Source organism: Nitrospirota bacterium (assembly GCA_020846775.1).
Lineage (GTDB): Bacteria > Nitrospirota > 9FT-COMBO-42-15 > HDB-SIOI813 > HDB-SIOI813 > RBG-16-43-11.
In genome coordinates, this window is the sequence record JADLDG010000060.1 from 1 (window position 1) to 17,616 (window position 17,616).

The following is a 17,616-nucleotide window of genomic DNA, read 5'->3' on the forward strand; positions in this document are numbered from 1 at the left end:
AATGATAACCAAAGACCAAATAATAGATAAACTAAGTCAACAAAATCCCTGGCATTTTCTCTGGTTCGGCGTTTTCCTATCAGAAACCTGCACATTCATCATTTCTTTTACATTAAGCTATCTATTATGGGGCCACGTTTCACGAGAAGTATTAGTAATTGGCTTTCTGGATGCCTTATTCGTGTCATTACTTGTCGTTTCGATAGTCATTACTTCTGTCTCTAAAATAAGCAAGCTGCAACAGGAAATAAAAAGCCGTGAGGAAGCCGAGAAACATATGCGTTATTTAGCATACTATGACAATTTAACCAATCTGCCAAATCGAACATTCTTCAAAGAGTTGTTAAAACAGGCCATATCAAATGCACGACGGAGCAAGCTTATTTTTGCTCTATTATTTATTGATTTGGATGATTTCAAGCGCATTAATGATACACTCGGACATGATATGGGTGACAGGCTTTTACAGGCTGTATCAAACAGATTGCTTAAATCGTTCAGAAACTCAGATTTAATCGCACGGTTGGACGAAACAGAAAGCCAGGAGGCTGCGGCACGGTTGGGAGGGGATGAGTTCGTTTTAATATTGCATAACCTTGCACATATCCATGATGCAGGCAAAGCGGCCTCGCGTATATTAGATAGAATATCCAAGCCGTTTGATTTGGATGGACATGAGGTGTTTATAACCGCAAGTATAGGTATATCTATATATCCTCCTGACGGAGAAGAAATTACAGATCTTCTCAAAAACGCAGATGTTGCCATGTACCAGGCTAAGGAGAAAGGAAGAAATTCCTATCAGTATTACTCCAAATCCATGAATACCAAGGCCTTGGAATATCTCACTTTATCGAGCAAGCTTCATAAGGCGCTGGAGAATGGTGAATTCCTTCTCCACTACCAACCCCAGAAAAGCATTAAAGAAAATAAAATCACCGGTCTGGAAGCCCTCTTACGCTGGAAACCGGCTGACTCTGATTTCGTGCCGCCATCGCAGTTCATCCCACTACTGGAAGAGTCGGGCCTCATAATTCCGGTTGGCGAATGGGTATTGCGCACAGCATGCTTGCAAAATGCAGCCTGGCAGGCAGATGGTTACGAGCCGATTGTCATATCTGTAAACATATCAAATCGTCAGTTTAATCAAAAAAACTTGATAGATGTCGTAACCGGAGCTTTGCATAATGCCGATCTTAATCCTGAATACCTGGACATGGAAATAACCGAAAGCATGATCATGAAAGAACCGGAAGCTGCCATCGCCACTTTGCAGGAACTCAAAAATATGGGGATAAAAATTTCTATGGATGATTTTGGCACCGGGTATTCATCATTAAACTATTTAAGGTTCGTTCCTTTAAATGCTATAAAGATAGATCGCTCTTTCGTGATGAATCTTGCTGAAAGCCAAAGCAATGAAGCAATTATTGAGGCAATCATTGCCTTATCTCACAGCTTGGATTTAAATGTCGTCGCAGAAGGAGTGGAGACAGAGCAGCAACTGACATTTTTAAAATCACGTGGTTGTGACGTGGCGCAGGGTTATCTGTTGAGCAGACCCCTGCCGGCCGGGGAGGTTTCAAAATTCCTGACAAATAAAATGGAGGTTGTAGAATCGTTGTGACATTAGAACTTTAAAACCGGGTGGTCAGTGCGATTTCCATGGAACCACCGGTGTAATCCCGTGCACTTCGGACTTCGGGGAAGCGTCTCACTCCATCGTTTATGACAAAACCCTTCACCATCACCTCCACTTCAAGACCGGGCAGGAATTTCTTTGAGGCGCCTAATCTCATAGATAATTTTTCTCTCTCGCCGACATATAAATCTGAATCCGGTGCATAATCGTTCTTCGATATCCAGCGGCCCTGAAGAGATGAGTTCAGGGTTATACTGTCAGTTAGAAGATATCTGAAGGAAATGTCCCCTATCCACTCATCGCCCTGACTTTTATCAGCTTCTGTAATGATCCCCTCTGCACCATCCTGAAGTTTGTTTTTTCCTCTGTAAATACTCCGAAGGGTGAAGCTGCCATTCCATTTTGTCTCTGAATAATGGAGCCCTATACCAAGGAGCAGAAGATTACCTTCCCTGTAGACATCCCTGCCGTCCACTTTATCTGTTCCATACAGGGCGACGTTGCCAAAAAAACGACTGATCAAACGGGGTGAAAAGGAGTAGCGGATTTCAGCAGAGGTGTTAACAATATCTCCCGGATTATAATCCTTTGTGACCTCACTGTAATCATATGATCCCCTCATTGCATAACCGAGACCGACCCCGCCTGCCCAGTTCCCTACCTCCTTTGAAACCACCAGGGTTGGATTTAGATTAAATCCTTCTCCAAATTTACTGATGGAGATTAGATCCGGGTCCATGATGAGTTTTAAATCATCCTCTTGAAGACTGGTCTTTCCGGTGGGAAGATTGATATCAAAACCAACAAGGAGATCTACTGGAAGCATCCCGCTGAACTCGTATGTTGTGTTTATCTTCGTATCGAGAAGGTTGCTCAGAGACCTGCTTTCTCCAACCGATGGGTTGATGTGAGTAGTGGCGTATCCGGTAATAACGCTCATCGAGAACTGCTGATAACTCGATTCTATCTTTAAAGGGAGATAGACCTGGCTTGCCTTGTTGTCTTTATTATCATCCCACCAGTCATAATTAACTCCTGTATGAACCTTTATATCAGCCGCTCGAAGCGCACCGGCAGAGAATAAGATTACCACACAGGATAAGACACTGATTATAGTTTTCATATTGAAAATGCCTCAATCCTCACTCAACTACTATTGACATATCGTAAACGACGGCCTTCCTACACAGGCACTACCTGCGCACGTTTCATTATTTGATTCATTAGTTTCTGATATCGTATTATCAGGGTCTATGATAATTAAATAATAAGGATTGCCAGGGTTTGGAGCAGGTAGTTCCACTGGCACAGAGCTATTAGCTGCAATAGGATCAGTTGAAAAGACCTGACAGTATTCGAAACACCCATCACTACAGTTTTCATAAAAATAATATCCAAGGGCAGAACCTGCATTAATAGTGCCGGTATTGGAAACAGTAACATTGAATTGAAGACAGCCATCAGAACATGTGTCAATTAAACTTGCGCTTACTGTTAAATCTATAAATCTCGTGGTGGCAGATTTTTCAACAGTATTGTCATCAATATTTCCCGCCTCATCCTTTGCCCTGACGACAAAATAATAGGTTGCACCAGGGCTTAATCCTGTTACAGGGTAAGAAATTGCACCGGGTGTTGTTGTATAATTTGGTGATGTAAAGTTTTCTCCCCCTGGTGTGGTTGATCTGTATATGTTATAGACTATATTGGATGATGCTGTAATGTTATCTGCCGCCGGGCTCCATGACAAATTCAGGACTGTTGAAGAAGAGGCCACTACAGATGTTACACCGCCAAAGTCAGGCGCTGTCGTGTCAGGAGGAGTTAAAGTTGCTGCAGACATCTCGATGGAGTTAGTGTCAATGTTTCCTGTTTCATCCTTTGCCCTTACGACAAAATAATAGGTTGTAGCAGGGGTTAACCCGGTGACGCCGAAAGATCCTGCACCGGTTGTAGTATAATCCGGTGACTCAAAGTCTTCTCCTCCCGGTGTATCTGATCTGTAAATCAGATACTGTATTTTGTCCGGAGTAGTTACGTTGTCATCTCCCGGTTCCCATGAAACTGTTAGTGAGGTCGCTGTTATTGAGTTGATAGCAGACAGACCTGAAAATACAGGAGGTATCAGGTCTGTAGGCGCCATATCTATAACAAGAATAACGTCTGATCCATCAAGATCTACGAAGGTCTCTTTCCTGTACAGGACTCTGCCTGAGACATCCAATGCCTCAATCAGGAATCTCCGGTTAGTTCCATTTAAAATCTCGAATGTCTCTGAAATAGATTCCTTTCCGGCAACAGAGACGACCCTTTCTATGGTGGCTATATCCGGGGCTGTTATTGTAAATCTGATACTTGCGATATTAGCCGGAATAGTTGATGTGACCTTTGAAAGCTTTTCTTTTTCGGTGTCGGTACTGCTGGCCTTACCGATATTAATGTTTACTTGTGTTTTCTCAGAGCTGTTTGAAGAACCAACTCCTCCCCCGCAGTTAACATTTGTAAAAATAAGTGAAAGAAGCAATGTTATTAATAAGAGCTTTTTCATAGGCGTATCTATTGTGCCGGAAAAGTTAACTCAATTGTTATAGGGGATATTATTGGAGCCGGTTCATTTATTGGCGCCCTCTCTCTCCTTACCGTATCTTCCGGTGACAGTTGATCAGTGAGGGATGTCTGGTCTCTCAATGACTGTAATAACTCACGGCTCTTTCTTGATACAGTTATAAGACCAAGTCCTTTTAATTCATCAATGGCCTCTTTTGCCGCACCCAGCTTCGGATCTTCATTCAATGCCTTTTCATATAACTGAGCGGCCTTTTTATAGTTGCCGCGATCGCTTTCGTCTATACCCTGAAAAAGAGGGATGAGTGCATTGATGTTGGTGGATAGAGGTGTTTCTAATTTCACTTTTTCTTCGCTTGTTACTTTTATTTTCAACAGTTTTATTAACTCAAAAAGGATCTCTTTTTCCATAATGAACAGATTCGTCAATTCTCCTTTTGCAATCGGGTCACCGACTATTTTATTTGCAGGTACCTGTAAAAGGTGAGACTGTATCTGTAATTGAGATGGCTGGCCCGCTGTTAAATCTCCCCCTACCAGCCACTGAGCGCCTAATAATTTTCCGATGCGGGGGGCCGTGCCGGGTTCAACCAATCCGGAGTCTGCAAGCTTCATTTCTTCTATCAATGCCTGAAGCCTGCCTCTTTCAACTACCTGGAGATCCTTTACTCCTGAGAGATCTGTTATCAGCATAAGGGTCAGACCCTTCTGAAGAGGGTCTAATTCCAATTGTCTGGTCTTATTATGGAAATAGAGGACAGCAAGGGTATTTTGTCCTTCAACGGCCTTGAGGTCTTTTTCCTCTTTTAAGACCTCCCTGGCCCACAACCGTGCATCTTCAGTAATTACCTGACCGGCCCGGGAAGAAGGGGGGATAGAGATAATCAGGAGAAAGATAAAAATCAGAAGTCCGGATAAGATTGATAATTTCTTTTTCATCTTAACTCCCGGATGTTTAGTAACTAATACGATTAAAAGTATTTATCTTTTCAGACCATTCACTCGTAGAATGGCAGTAAATTTATATTACAAAATGACAAGAATGTCAAGGCAGGTTTCAATGGCCTGTTTCAGTGTGTTTTTTAATGAAATCATGTCTCAGCCAATTGTTTATTTCTCCAAAGAAGAGGTTTTTTCTTTGCATTTTTACTGTAATCTGATAACATACATTTTGCTGTAAACAGAATTAATACTTCCAGCTTATGACGAGTGATAAATTAAAAAAACATGTGATACTCTGAGATAAAGATATCCTAAAATGAGGGGGATAAGATGGCCTTTACCCAGGAAAACAGGTCTATTATTGTTGATACTCCGTTAGGAAGGGATGCTTTTTTGCTAACGAGGGTGTCAGGTTCCGAGGCAGTATCTGCTCCTTTTAATTTCTCGTTAGATATTTTATCTGAAAATCACAACATATCCTTCCCGGATATTATTGCCAAGAACATTACAGTATCTATTCTACTGGAAAACGGTGAAAATCGTTTTATCAATGGAATAGTTTCAAGGTTTTCTCAGGGCCGCGGCGGAGGCGAAACCGGTGGAGACACCCGCTTTTCTTATTATCGGGCGGAAGTGGTTCCCTGGATGTGGTTGTTAAAGAGGACGTCGGATTCAAGGATATTCCAGGGGCTTTCTGCTCCTGATATCATAGAGAAGATTTTTTCTGAAAAGGGGTTTTCAGATTATAAGATCAAGCTTCAGGGCACATACGATAAACGGAACTACTGTATACAATATCGCGAAACAGACTTTAACTTCGTATCGAGACTCATGGAGGAAGAAGGGATATATTACTTTTTTGAACATGAAGAAGGAAAACATACCCTTATCCTTTCGGATACCCCTCAGGAACACAAACCCTGCGTAAATCAGGAAAATGCACGGTATCAGTTAAGCGAAGGCGGCCACGTTGAAGAAGATACTATTTCAAGCCTTGAATTCACACAGGAAATCAGGGCAGGAAAGTATACCATCAATGATTATAATTTTGAGACCCCCAATACGAGCCTGCTGGTCGAGATCCCGGGTAAATTCAAGTTAGGACAGGGGGAGCGGGAATTATACGATTATCCTGGAGGATATGACAAGAGGGCCGGAGGTGATCGCCTGGCCAAGATGCGGATGCAGGAGGAAGAGGCCGCGATTACTACAATATCCGGGGGTAGTAATTGCAGGGCATTCATGAGCGGATACCGTTTTCTGCTTCAGGGTTTTTACCGTGAAGACATGAATAACAAGGAATATGTTTTGACTTCTGTTTACCATGAGGCTAATCAGGACTATATACCAGGGGAAGGGTCAACAGAGTTTTCCTATACTAATAATTTTTCATGCATCCCCTTTGAAGTTCCTTTCCGTCCATCGAGAACTACTCCAAGACCTGTTGTGGAAGGAGTGCAGACGGCTGTTGTCGTGGGCCCGGGTGGAGAAGAGATCTATACTGATGAACATGGACGAGTAAAGGTTCAGTTTCACTGGGACCGGGAGGGGGGGAAGAATGAAAACAGCTCCTGCTGGATTCGGGTCAGCCAGGTATGGGCTGGATCAGGCTGGGGGGCAATGTATATTCCCCGGATCGGACACGAGGTCATTGTAGATTTTGAAGAGGGTGACCCGGACAGGCCTATTATCACAGGCCGTGTTTATCACGGGATTAACAAGCCTCCTTATGGTCTCCCCGGGGATAAAACCAGGAGTACAATAAAGAGCAACTCATCACCTGGCGGCGGCGGTTCCAACGAGCTCCGTTTTGAAGATAAAAAAGGTAAAGAAGAGATCTACTTCCATGCGCAAAAAGACCTCAATACTCTTGTAGAGGCGGCAGAAACACACACTGTCGGTGATAACAGGACTGTACATGTAATGAACCATTTTAAAGAGACCATTGACAGCGGTGAGGACCGGACAGTGACTGCCGGTTCGAAAGAAACGATTGACGGAGGTGAAACCCGTAAAGTGAGCGGCGGTGTTAAAGAAACTATTGCAGGCGGAGAGACCCGAACCGTGAGCGGCGGTCAGACTGAAACCATTAACGGGGCGCAGAAAGAGACCATTGATGGTGATGAAACTCGTATGATAAGCGGCGGGCAAAAAGAAACTGTAATGGGTTCGCTGGTTCAGACCGTTATGGGGGGTATGACCATTAACTCACCTGCCGGGGTTACAATAAGTGCTCCAGCCGGTTTTACGGTTGTTGCCCCCGGAGGAAATAAGACGGTTGATTCATGGTTCACAAAGATCGGCGGTAAAGACGAAGACCTCTTTGCGGTTCAGACGGCAATCCTCTCAATGCAGACCACCATCGCAGGGTTATCAACGGCGATGCAGGCAACAAAGATAGATATCACGGGTATTGCCCTGGAAAGGTGCGGGGTGAAGTCCGCTAATGAGCCGCTTACCTTCAAACAGGCATCCACCAAACTGAAGCATGGCGCCCTTGGCCTTTATATGTACGGAATCACCCTGATTAATTAAGGAGTAGTTGATATTGGCTGGGAAAACAACCCTGTCCGAGAATATTATCCTGATTGTCCTTCTTGCAGTTGTACTTGGTTTCACCGTAGTGCCTATATTATGGAGTCATTTTAGAAGAGGCGCCGTGCTAAGCAAGGGGATAGAGGCGAATGCGAGAATCGTTGACCTGACAGACACCGGTAAGCGTTATAACACCAACCCGGTCGTTAAGATCAGGCTTGTTGTTACTGCAGTGTCAGGGAAGGATTATAATGCTGAAATAACGATGCCTGTTTCTCCTGTAAGGCTTGCGGAGTATAAGCCAGGTACTGTTGTTAAGGTGAAGTATGATCCCAAAAGGCCTGAAAACGTGGCTATTGCAGGTATAGAATCACAGGGTGAAAGATAATGAAAACGATCAAGCCTCAAAAGCTTGGCATACTTACACGAGTCTTTGAGTTCAAGCGGCGTTTTTACCTGGCCGCTTCGGTACTCATGTATATCCCTCTGACGGATAAGGCGGAGTTATATTCAGAGACAGGAATGTGGAAGTTTGCTGCTGCCGAACTCGGTAAAGACGCTGCGCTTGACGCATGTATACCAAAGGCAAATCCGGAGTATCTTGTCATTGGCTCGGCATTTGTTCCCGGCGGCGTACCTAATACAGGTTGTATTGTAAGTGCAAGGCTTGGCATGAAAGAAAAGATATTGGATGTTATTGGCGACCGGTACTGGATAAGCACCCTGCCAGGCAATCCGGCCCTTTTTTCGAGCATGCCGCTCGATTGGGCCCACGCCTTCGGCGGAGAAGGTTTTGCAAAAAACCCGCTGGGCAAGGGATTTAAACCTGTTACAGTCAATAACGTTAAGGTCCACTGGCTGCCTAACATCCAATTAGCCTCTCAGGGGATAATATCACCTGACCAGACCCCCGAACCTGCAGGATTAGGGCCTATAGACTTTTCCTGGCCGCAACGCTTTACCAAGGCGGGGACACATGATGATAACTGGCTCAAGGAAGATTTCCCCGGTTTTGCCCGTGACATTGACTGGACCATTTTCAACACAACCTCTCCGGACCAATGGTTTGACGGGCCTTTAAAGGGAGATGAATCTTATCAGTTTCAAAACATGCACCCGATACGTCCTGTTATTTCCGGTAATCTTCCGGGTTTTGATGCCCGCTGTTTTGTCAGCCGGAAGACTGAATCGGGAGAACTCTTTGATGAAATAAAAACGCCGTTGAAAACAGTCTGGTTCTTTCCACACGCAGAGCGTGCAATACTCATCTATCAGGGTTCGATTGAGGTATTCGACGAAGATGCCGCTGATGTTTCACATATTGTAATTGGAGCTGAACATTTGGGAGAACCAAAATCCCCGGACCATTACAGGGAGGTGATGAGGTTGCGTCTTGATAAGGAGAAGGGACCGCTATATTCCCTTAAGGACGCTGACCTGCTGCCTGATGGTGTGAGCAGCACAGATGCTGCTATTGACGATGACAAGGCCATGTTTGAAGGTGAGGGGCTTATAAGAAAGAACCTTGGCAAACGCGCAGTTCGGGAAATAGAAAAGGCTCGTGCCGTAGTTGCGGGTTACGGTCTTGACCCTGACCTGCATGGTCCTAAATTGCCTCCCCCGGACGAACCGTTACCTGATTTGGAGCATCTTCCTGAATTCATGGAAAAAATATTTGCACAGGCTGAAGAACAGAAAAGGCTGGCAGAAGAAGGAAAAATCAAGAGTCTGAAGGAAACCGAGGAACTATTTAATAAAATGGGGATGGATTTTAATGTTATTCGCGAAGAGATTGCACATGGCCCCAAGGGTCCACCGGAATTCAGCGCACAGGCACAGATAGACTCTTTAAAGGAGCTTGTGCAGAGGCTGCGGGGACAGGGGATTGCAGCTGATGAAGTTGAGGGGTATCTCGCTGATGAAGGCTTTTGTAACCGCCTTTACGAAGGAGAACGTAAACTTAAGGAGGTATATCGTTTTACTGCCCATCACCAGGAGGCCGCTTTGTCCATGCCGGATGAAAAGGCCCTGAGTGTCCGGGATGCGGTTCAGGCTGCATATGCAAGTGGAGCAAGTTTTTCAGGTCTCGATCTGACGGGTGCTGACCTTTCCGGTTTGGAACTGGCCGGTGTAAACTTCGAGGATGCGTTTTTAGAAAGTGTTAATTTTTCTAATGCTAACCTGGAAGGTGGAAATTTTAAAAATGCTGTGATTGCTCATGCAGTACTGAACGGAGCAAGGCTTGCCAATGCTGTCTTTGAGAGTGCCAATCTTGGCAAGACATCCTTTATAAATGCAGATGCAAGCGTGGCAAACTTAACAGGGGCTGTATTGGCCGGTACTGATTTCACCGGCGTTAAGGCAAGAGGCGCGCTCATGCAGGGGGCTGACTTTTCCGGATCAACTTTTCATAATACTGATTTTTCTGAAGTTCAGGCCGCTCAGATAACCTTCCTGGAAACTGATCTATGCGGTCTTACCCTTAAAGGGGCAATGCTTGATAATTGCACCTTCTTAAAAGTAAATGTTAATGGTGTGGACTTTGAAGGGGCGTCGCTGAAGTCGTCTGTATTCCTTGAATCAAGCGGCAAAATGACCTTGTTCAAGGGGGCTGATATGACGAATGTGCGTTTTGTCAGTCAGTGTAATTTTGAAAAAGCCGATTTTTCCGGTGCTTGTTTGAATAATGCTAACCTTAGAGGTTCTAATCTGGATGGGTGCAACTTCACGTCAGCAAGTCTTAACGGCGCGGATTTAAGCGAATGTAAGCTGAAGGGATCAAGACTTTTCCGCTCGGTTGCAAAAGATACCCGTTTTATAAAGGCTGACCTTAGCGGGGCTGAGATGACATCAATAAATGCCATGAAGGCATCCTTTCAGCGGGCTGATATCTGCGGCTCGAATCTGAAGGGCGCTAATCTCTACCAGGCCGATCTTGCAAGGGTGCATGCAAACCCGGAAACTAATCTTGGCGAGGCGCTGACAAAAAAAGCTCGCATCTACCCTCTGAGAAAACCATGAGCGAAGGGATATAATTGAATGGACCGGGAAACCTTATGTAATCTTATAAGCAATGGTGAGCAGATCTTAAAAGTTGATCTGACAGCCATTGACCTTTCAAATGCCGATCTTTCCGGCGGGATATTTGAAGAGGTGAATTTTTCCGGGGTCAGGCTTGACGGGGCATCCTTTTGCGAATCAATTTTTATCAGGTGCAGCTTCGATAATGCGCATCTGAAAGAGGCTGATTTCCACCTTGTCAGCCTTCATATGTGTACATTTACATCTGCTGATCTCAAGGGGTCAAATTTTACAGCGACACAGGTGAGCCAGTGCGATTTCTCAGGGGCTGATTTTTCAGGGACGGATATGCGCACAGCTGCAATAGCACAGAGCAAACTGAATGGAGTGCGCCTATGCGGCGCTAATCTTGAACGTACTGCCATAATTGATACAGAGACAGCCGGGATAGACTTGTCAGGGACGGTTCTCAATCAGACGGTATTACTCAAGGCAGACCTGACCTCAGCCATTCTGGATGGCTGCAGCTTTGACACCGTCATACTGATTGAGTCAAATCTGGCTGGCCGCAGCCTGAGAGGGCAGAACCTATCGCTTACTCAGTTTATAGACGCTGACCTGTCCGGATGCGATCTCACTGGGGCGAACCTTACTCAATGCAATTTTAAGGGCGCCAACCTGCAGGGAGCGAAGCTTGATAGTGCAGCTGCAAATAATGTCCTGTTTGTTGAAGCCAGGATGACAGGGGCCACCCTTAAGCGGGCCGGGCTTTATCAGTCCATATTCATAGATGCCGAACTTGTCAGGACAGACTTTTCCGGCGCGGATATGCGGCAGTGCATTTTGACAGGTGCAAACTGTACGGAGGCACGCTTCCAGGGTGCTGATCTTACCTATGCTGATTTTTCCAATGCCAACCTGTCAAAGGCAAATCTTGCCGGGGCCACAATGTTTCGCACAAAGTTGCATGGAATTGAGGACAACGGGGCAATTATAACCGATCGTTCGTCAGCCCTGGGGGATGACGCAGAGCTTGCAGAGGCTGAGAATTGGAGACCTGTATATTAACCGGAGGATGATTTTATGAGCACAGCATCTACACATGTTAAACCTGTAAGTCATGTTATCCAGTCTATCGGAACGACCATGGAGTGCAGCGATAACGGGATAATAGTCAGCACAGGAGATGGAGTATTTTGTACCCGGCGTGCGGTAAGTTGTCTGGTGGAACCTATGGCCGGTGACACAGTTCTTGTAGCAGGTGATCCTGACAATCAACTTTTTGTAACTGCGGTTCTTCAAAGACCAGACACCTCTTCGATCCGTATCTCAGTAGAAGGAGACCTGACTTTAGGTGTTTCAAAAGGGCGGTTCAGCATAGCAGCCGGCCATGGGATTGATCTCGTATCTGCCGGAGAGATGAAGATGACCTCTTCCGCGCTTACGGTCAACGCTTCCAAAGGAAACATCTTTATAGACCAATTGTCTTATCTCGGCAGGCTGATCTTCGCCGAAGCAGACAAGATCAAGCTCATAGGAAGGTTTTTTGATGCAGTGATGGAACGTATCTCTTACAAGGTTAAACGCTCCTATCGTATAGTGGAAGAGACTGATCAGGTGCGAAGTGATGTCATAGATTACCGTGCATCAAAAAATATGAGTCTGAGAGGACAAAACACGCTGGTAACCGCTAAAGATCTCGTCAAGATTGACAGCGACCAGATTCATCTCGGATAAACAAAGGGGGTATTATGTTTGCAAACACACAAATGATGGGTATGGATATGGGGTTTCCGGATGTCTGTCTGACACCTACACCGGCCGGTCCGGTGCCAATCCCTTATCCAAACATTTCCGCAGCCCCGATGGGTGTGCCTGCAGTATATAAAGTACTGTTCATGTGCGCCCCGGCGCACAACATGAGCACTACCATTCCGCTGACCAATGGAGACAACGCCGGTGTTGCTACAGGGGTTGCGTCAGGAATGGTCATGGGTCCATCCCGGCATCTTACCGGGGCTTTCACTGTCCTCGTCGGCGGAATGCCGGCCACCAGGCTTACGAGTTCGTCTCTTCAGAACTCGACGAATTGCCCGGGCGTACGTACAGTGCCAAGTCAGACGAAGGTATTGCTGCTCGCACCGTGAATTATCAGCTATTTTAATTTAGTTTAATTTGTGGTAATAAAGTCACTGCACGATTGGGTTGTATAAAAACTTTTCTGATATAATTTAATGAACTGAGGTTTTTTTTGATGAGTGACATTACACAGACAGCCTCATTACTCACCTATCTTGAGTCGAATGATAATAGATTTTTCATAAAACTGTCACCATCATCCCGGAACGGTGTGCTTCCTGAGATGTCCGCCTTTCCCTTTCTTATAATCAATGAATCGGATCCGATGGCACGCTTAATAGAAGCTCAGGTTGTAAGCGATGCAGGCAGTGAGGTTAAGAGGGTGGCGCTTCTGATGCAGCGTGAAAAGTACCTCATAAGAGAGGATGAGTTATGGCCGATAAACAACAGGGATGTGAATAAATCATGGCAGAGGGCATTTTCTTTTTATGTAGAACAGGGGCAGGACTCCTCCTTTATACTGCTGTCTGAGCAGATTACCACAGATGGCGGACTGCTGCCTATGTCATCCCTGTTTTACTGTATTACAAAGAAGGTCTTTTTTCACCCACCCTGCCCGAAGTGCGGTGGACCACTTCAGCAATGCGAAGATGATCTCCTGCTTAAAAGTTACGGGCTTAATCCTTTTTCAGAATCATTGAAACGTTATCTGTTCTGTCCTGTGTGCATCTCATCGGACAGTAAGGACTTCTATGTTCATGAACCGGAACAAACGGATCCACCCTCTGTAAAAGACCAGTGGACACTAATCAGGGAATTCGGCTTACTGAGTGAGGAAAATAAAGATTTCCCATGCAGCGATTGTCAGTTTCATAAGGAATGTTATGGATCCGACAACAAGGCAATTACAAGGATCACCCCGTTCTCCTTTTATCCATTTTACATGTTTGTATTTGAGGAGATGTCTCTGAACGGTCTGGATTTTATTGCTCTTTTATCAGGGGCGACTTTTGAAGAAGTAGAAGCGAAGCTCGAAAATAAACGTGAATTCGGGAGAATATACAACCTTAAGGCTATAAAACAAAACTGCCTTGCAGTTACTCCATTTTTATTTAATCATGACGAGAGATATTTCCTTGAAGTATTATATTTAAAACTTTCTTTTCTTGGAGAGGTCTTTAAAAATCTTCATCCCGGAAACAGTATATTGAGGCATCCTGATCTGAGACTTGGTTCTGAACAAATATGGGTAAAACTCCCGGTACAGTGCGGGCTTCTTCCTTTTTTCTGGAATTTCAGTGTTGGGTTCATGAACATAAGCGGGCATAGCGCCGTTCACGGGTTGTCTCAAAAGCCTTCTGCCAACCCCGATTGTTTCCCCGGCCTCTATTGGTTTTATACCCTGTTAAATAACAGTCAGCAGGGAATGCAGGACATATCCGGTGCATTGGATAAATTGGTTCTCTCAGAAAATAATGTTTCATGTGAAAAACTTGTTTATAAAACGACATTTCTTCCGACAAATATTTTTTGGCAGCCGCAAGATAAAAGTGTTAATCCCGAGTGGGTCCCTGTATGGGAGAAGTCTGTAAATATGGGTCTGTCATTATTAAAAGGCGGTTTTCAGAATGACGCGTTATGGAATGAAAAGGAGTTTAAACAGGAGCTGGAAGTCCTGCGGGGAGAGGTCAGGGAAAAGTTGTTTCTGAAAGAGATATCTTATTCCCATCCTGTGCGGCCGGCAGGGGACAAATCTGCTGAGCATACGGGCGATGAAGCCATACATGGTTTATTGATGGGGATCCTTGACCGAGGATACACCCCACCAAATCAGAAAGATCAGAAAGAACAGATAAAACATGTGAATTCGGAAGACGCAGAAGAGGAATTCAGGGAAACCATTATTTTATCCTCCCAGAAACCAGAGAAGGGTGTTGAAAGTGCTGCACTCCAGGAACAACAAAAAGAGAAAGTAACAATCCCTTCCATGGGAGCGGATAAAGAAGAAGAGCTGGAGAAGACCGTTATCCTTTCATTAAAGGACCAGGAACAAAAGCCTCCACCTACTCAGTTAGAGGAAGAGCCGGAGGAGGACTTCCTGGACAAAACAGTTATCTTAAAGCCCGGGGAAAAGAGTAAAGATGCCTCAAAAAAATAGTCCGGAGTTTCAGCAGGCTATGACTGAAGAGATCAGGAGGATATATAAATCTGATCCTTCTGCATCAGCAGCGAATATTGAACTATATCTGGGAGAGACCCTTAAAGGTCTGCCTGCAGACGAGAGACAATCTATCATCAGAGATCTTGCGCGCCAGTTCGATATTCGGGAAGCTGCCGGGGATTCAGGATTTTCAGAAAAGAGAGAATATTCACACCTGTTTACCCTGTTGTTCGGGAAAAATGTCTCTAAGTTTGATTTGTCGTCGGAACAACATCTGGAAAAGCTCGCCGTGTCCTTGAACACTATTTTTGATAACTTAAATCAGATAATGGGCGTTATACATACCACTCTCCTTGGTGAACAGTCTGAGCTTGAGACAATCAGGCACATTATCGGCACTGACATAGAAAGCCAAAGCAGGACAGATTCCCTGCAGGACTATCTTGATCAGATAAGGAAGGCCTTTTTAGTAGCTCACATGGCGTATCAGCAGGCTGCTAAAAATAAGGTTAAACAGATTATGGACGAATTATCTCCGGAAAAGATATCTGCCGGAGCGAAAGGCGGCCTGAAGTTCGGTCCTCTGAAAAAGGCAGAGCTGTATGAAATATTTGAAGAAAGATATCATGCATGCATGGGCTGGATAGAATCCGGACGTCTCATGGAAGAACTATTAAGGGAATTTGAAAAGATATCCCAGAAGTTATATTATAATGCGGACAACAAGGTATCATAATCTTACAGGGGGTTATATGAAAAGAAATGTTTTATTGTTATTCCTGATTTTGCTTACTGCCGTGTTTTATTCGTGTGCCAGTATGGGCAGCTCTCCCGAATATGGTTATAAAAAAGATGCAATTATCTTTAATCTAAAAAGTGACGTTCAATTAAATCTTTTTCAGAAAAGCCCGCATACACTTCTGCTCTGTGTCTATCAACTAACAGATCCTATCGCATTTAACCAGTTGACGGATAAAAAGGAAGGTATGCAGAAGGCCCTCGAATGCGATCGTTTTGATCCCTCTGTAACCAGTTCAACAAGCCTTGTAATACTGCCAAATCAGGAAAGGATAGATAAACTGGATCGTGCCGGCGGGACGAAATACATAGGAATAATTGCCGGTTATTATTCCCTTAAGAAGGATAAGGTAACCCGTCTGTATCAGGTCCCACGCGGCTTTTTCTCCGGTAATCCAAAAAAGCTGAAGGTCAAACTTGATCTTGGGCCGCAGGAAATAAGTGAAAAGGGAAAAAGGTAATGGATATTCAAAGACCTCTTTTCTGGCATCAGGGGCTTTTTTTGCAGCCGCAGCATTTTCAGCTATTCGAGCTGTCTCTCCGGTCACTGTTGAATCCTTATAATGATTATATTGTGCCCTATTTCTGGGGCATTGCAGATATTGATATTCAGAAGGCGGCATTAGGTACAAGGTCCTTCAGTTTGTTGAACGGAAATTTCCTATTCCCTGACGGCACGCATGTGGTTCTTTCTAAAAATGCAGTTATAAATGCCCGGTCTTTTGATGAGGCGTGGGTAGAAGGCGGTAAACCTTTTACAGTATTCATCGGTATTAAAAAATGGAACAATGCCGGCGAAAATGTCACTGTCGTCGAAAAAATGGATTCTGTTTCTGAGGTTACAACAAGGTTTGTCAGTACCTATGATGCTGAGGAGGTCAGGGATCAGCATCTTAGCGGCCCATCAGGACAGGTAAAAATGCTTTATCATGCCCTTAAAATATTCTGGGACACAGAAAAGGACCAGGTTGGAGATTATCTTCTCCTGCCTGTTGCGCAACTGGAGAGAAACGGTGAAGAGGTAAATCTGTCACAATCCTTTATCCCGCCGTCCCTTTTAATCTCGGGTTCTGAGATCCTTATGAAACTTATCAGGGAAATACGGGATCAGTTATCTGCGCGCGGACGTCAGCTCGAAGAGTATAAAAGTCAGCGCGGGATACAAAACGCCGAGTTTGGTTCGAGGGATATGGTCTATCTGCTGGCGCTGAGGTCGTTGAATCGCTATATTCCTCTTCTCTATCATTTTACCGAAACCCAGCAGGTTCACCCCTGGACCGTTTATGGAATTCTGAGACAGCTTATCGGCGAGCTTTCCTCCTTTTCAGAAAATGTATCTGTAATGGGAGAATTAACAGACGGTACCCGCCTCCTGCCTGCATACAGTCACCGAAATATATCAGAATGTTTTTCAGCGTCCAGGACACTGGTATCTCAACTCCTCGATGAAATTACAGCAGGGCCTGATTATGTGATCCCGCTTGTTTCTGACGGGACATATTATGCTGCGGAATTAAAACCGGCCATCTTTGAGGGCAGCAACCGTTTCTATCTGGTACTGAAGACAGCGGAAGATCCTAAGGGCGTTTTGCAGTCAATATCAACTGCAGCCAAGCTGAGTTCGCGGGAACATCTACCCTTGCTCATCGCCCGTGCGCTCCCGGGTATCGGACTTGAACATCTTCCGGTTCCACCTCAGGAATTACCCCGTAGGGCTAATTCCATTTATTTTGCCATAGACCATCATAACGAACAGTGGGCGCTTGTTTCAAGGGGCCACAACTGTGCCCTTTATTGGGACAATGCACCTGAGGATATGACAGCAGAGCTGATGGTAGTGGGACGAAAGTAATGAAGGACCCTGCAGGACGCA

14 protein-coding genes are annotated in these 17,616 nt (G+C 44.9%); 11 read left to right on the forward strand and 3 right to left on the reverse strand.

Annotated features, from left to right (window positions below; genetic code table 11):
• Nucleotides 1-181 precede the first annotated feature (181 nt).
• A complete protein-coding gene (locus IT392_08745) occupies nt 182-1,627 on the forward strand; it encodes an EAL domain-containing protein (GenBank protein ID MCC6544572.1) in 1,446 nt (481 codons plus the stop codon).
• A gap of 10 nt (nt 1,628-1,637) precedes the next feature.
• On the opposite strand, the gene IT392_08750 is transcribed toward IT392_08745, so the two are convergent.
• The 3 genes from IT392_08750 to IT392_08760 are packed head-to-tail and all read right to left on the reverse strand — an operon-like array spanning nt 1,638 to nt 5,146.
• Nucleotides 1,638-2,765 (reverse strand): hypothetical protein, encoded by a 1,128-nt coding sequence (locus IT392_08750; protein ID MCC6544573.1) that lies wholly within the window; start codon nt 2,763-2,765, stop codon nt 1,638-1,640.
• Nucleotides 2,766-2,795: 30 nt separating this feature from the next.
• Nucleotides 2,796-4,190, reverse strand: a complete 1,395-nt coding sequence (locus IT392_08755; GenBank protein MCC6544574.1) for a fibronectin type III domain-containing protein — start codon at nt 4,188-4,190, stop codon at nt 2,796-2,798.
• A gap of 8 nt (nt 4,191-4,198) precedes the next feature.
• A complete protein-coding gene (locus tag IT392_08760; protein ID MCC6544575.1) occupies nt 4,199-5,146 on the reverse strand; it encodes a hypothetical protein in 948 nt (315 codons plus the stop codon).
• 333 nt (nt 5,147-5,479) lie between these two features.
• Here IT392_08760 and tssI point away from each other — a divergent pair, with 333 nt between their 5' ends.
• The 10 genes from tssI to tssK all read left to right on the forward strand — a co-directional run bounded on the left by tssI (nt 5,480) and on the right by tssK (nt 17,595).
• Entirely contained in the window at nt 5,480-7,684 is a 2,205-nt protein-coding gene (gene tssI / locus IT392_08765; GenBank protein ID MCC6544576.1) for a type VI secretion system tip protein VgrG, read from the forward strand.
• A gap of 13 nt (nt 7,685-7,697) precedes the next feature.
• Nucleotides 7,698-8,072, forward strand: a complete 375-nt coding sequence (locus tag IT392_08770; GenBank protein ID MCC6544577.1) for a hypothetical protein — start codon at nt 7,698-7,700, stop codon at nt 8,070-8,072.
• Nucleotides 8,072-10,705 carry a DUF2169 domain-containing protein gene (locus IT392_08775; protein ID MCC6544578.1) on the forward strand — a complete coding sequence of 878 codons (2,634 nt, stop codon included), beginning with the start codon at nt 8,072-8,074 and terminating at the stop codon, nt 10,703-10,705. The genes IT392_08770 and IT392_08775 overlap by 1 nt, the downstream gene beginning before the upstream one ends.
• Before the next feature lie 18 nt (nt 10,706-10,723).
• Entirely contained in the window at nt 10,724-11,773 is a 1,050-nt protein-coding gene (locus tag IT392_08780) for a pentapeptide repeat-containing protein (protein MCC6544579.1), read from the forward strand.
• A gap of 15 nt (nt 11,774-11,788) precedes the next feature.
• Nucleotides 11,789-12,442 (forward strand): DUF3540 domain-containing protein, encoded by a 654-nt coding sequence (locus IT392_08785; protein MCC6544580.1) that lies wholly within the window; start codon nt 11,789-11,791, stop codon nt 12,440-12,442.
• 14 nt (nt 12,443-12,456) lie between these two features.
• Complete coding sequence (locus tag IT392_08790) at nt 12,457-12,852, forward strand: DUF4150 domain-containing protein (protein ID MCC6544581.1); 396 nt, start codon at nt 12,457-12,459, stop codon at nt 12,850-12,852.
• Nucleotides 12,853-12,959: 107 nt separating this feature from the next.
• Complete coding sequence (locus IT392_08795; GenBank protein ID MCC6544582.1) at nt 12,960-14,942, forward strand: hypothetical protein; 1,983 nt, start codon at nt 12,960-12,962, stop codon at nt 14,940-14,942.
• Nucleotides 14,926-15,681: a hypothetical protein gene (locus tag IT392_08800; GenBank protein ID MCC6544583.1), complete on the forward strand. Its 756-nt coding sequence runs from the start codon at nt 14,926-14,928 to the stop codon at nt 15,679-15,681. The genes IT392_08795 and IT392_08800 overlap by 17 nt, the downstream gene beginning before the upstream one ends.
• 16 nt (nt 15,682-15,697) lie before the next feature.
• Nucleotides 15,698-16,204, forward strand: a complete 507-nt coding sequence (gene tssJ, locus IT392_08805; protein ID MCC6544584.1) for a type VI secretion system lipoprotein TssJ — start codon at nt 15,698-15,700, stop codon at nt 16,202-16,204.
• Complete coding sequence (gene tssK / locus IT392_08810) at nt 16,204-17,595, forward strand: type VI secretion system baseplate subunit TssK (protein MCC6544585.1); 1,392 nt, start codon at nt 16,204-16,206, stop codon at nt 17,593-17,595. The genes tssJ and tssK overlap by 1 nt, the downstream gene beginning before the upstream one ends.
• Nucleotides 17,596-17,616 lie beyond the last annotated feature (21 nt).

Bases quoted from the DNA above. Each gene is read 5' to 3' on its own strand.
- IT392_08750 (MCC6544573.1), bottom strand. From the start codon at position 2,765: ATGAAAACTATAATCAGTGTCTTATCCTGTGTGGTAATCTTATTCTCT.
- IT392_08755 (MCC6544574.1), bottom strand. From the start codon at position 4,190: ATGAAAAAGCTCTTATTAATAACATTGCTTCTTTCACTTATTTTTACA.
- IT392_08760 (MCC6544575.1), bottom strand. From the start codon at position 5,146: ATGAAAAAGAAATTATCAATCTTATCCGGACTTCTGATTTTTATCTTT.
- tssI (MCC6544576.1), top strand. From the start codon at position 5,480: ATGGCCTTTACCCAGGAAAACAGGTCTATTATTGTTGATACTCCGTTA.
- IT392_08775 (MCC6544578.1), top strand. From the start codon at position 8,072: ATGAAAACGATCAAGCCTCAAAAGCTTGGCATACTTACACGAGTCTTT.
- IT392_08780 (MCC6544579.1), top strand. From the start codon at position 10,724: ATGGACCGGGAAACCTTATGTAATCTTATAAGCAATGGTGAGCAGATC.
- IT392_08785 (MCC6544580.1), top strand. From the start codon at position 11,789: ATGAGCACAGCATCTACACATGTTAAACCTGTAAGTCATGTTATCCAG.
- IT392_08790 (MCC6544581.1), top strand. From the start codon at position 12,457: ATGTTTGCAAACACACAAATGATGGGTATGGATATGGGGTTTCCGGAT.
- IT392_08795 (MCC6544582.1), top strand. From the start codon at position 12,960: ATGAGTGACATTACACAGACAGCCTCATTACTCACCTATCTTGAGTCG.
- IT392_08800 (MCC6544583.1), top strand. From the start codon at position 14,926: ATGCCTCAAAAAAATAGTCCGGAGTTTCAGCAGGCTATGACTGAAGAG.
- tssJ (MCC6544584.1), top strand. From the start codon at position 15,698: ATGAAAAGAAATGTTTTATTGTTATTCCTGATTTTGCTTACTGCCGTG.
- tssK (MCC6544585.1), top strand. From the start codon at position 16,204: ATGGATATTCAAAGACCTCTTTTCTGGCATCAGGGGCTTTTTTTGCAG.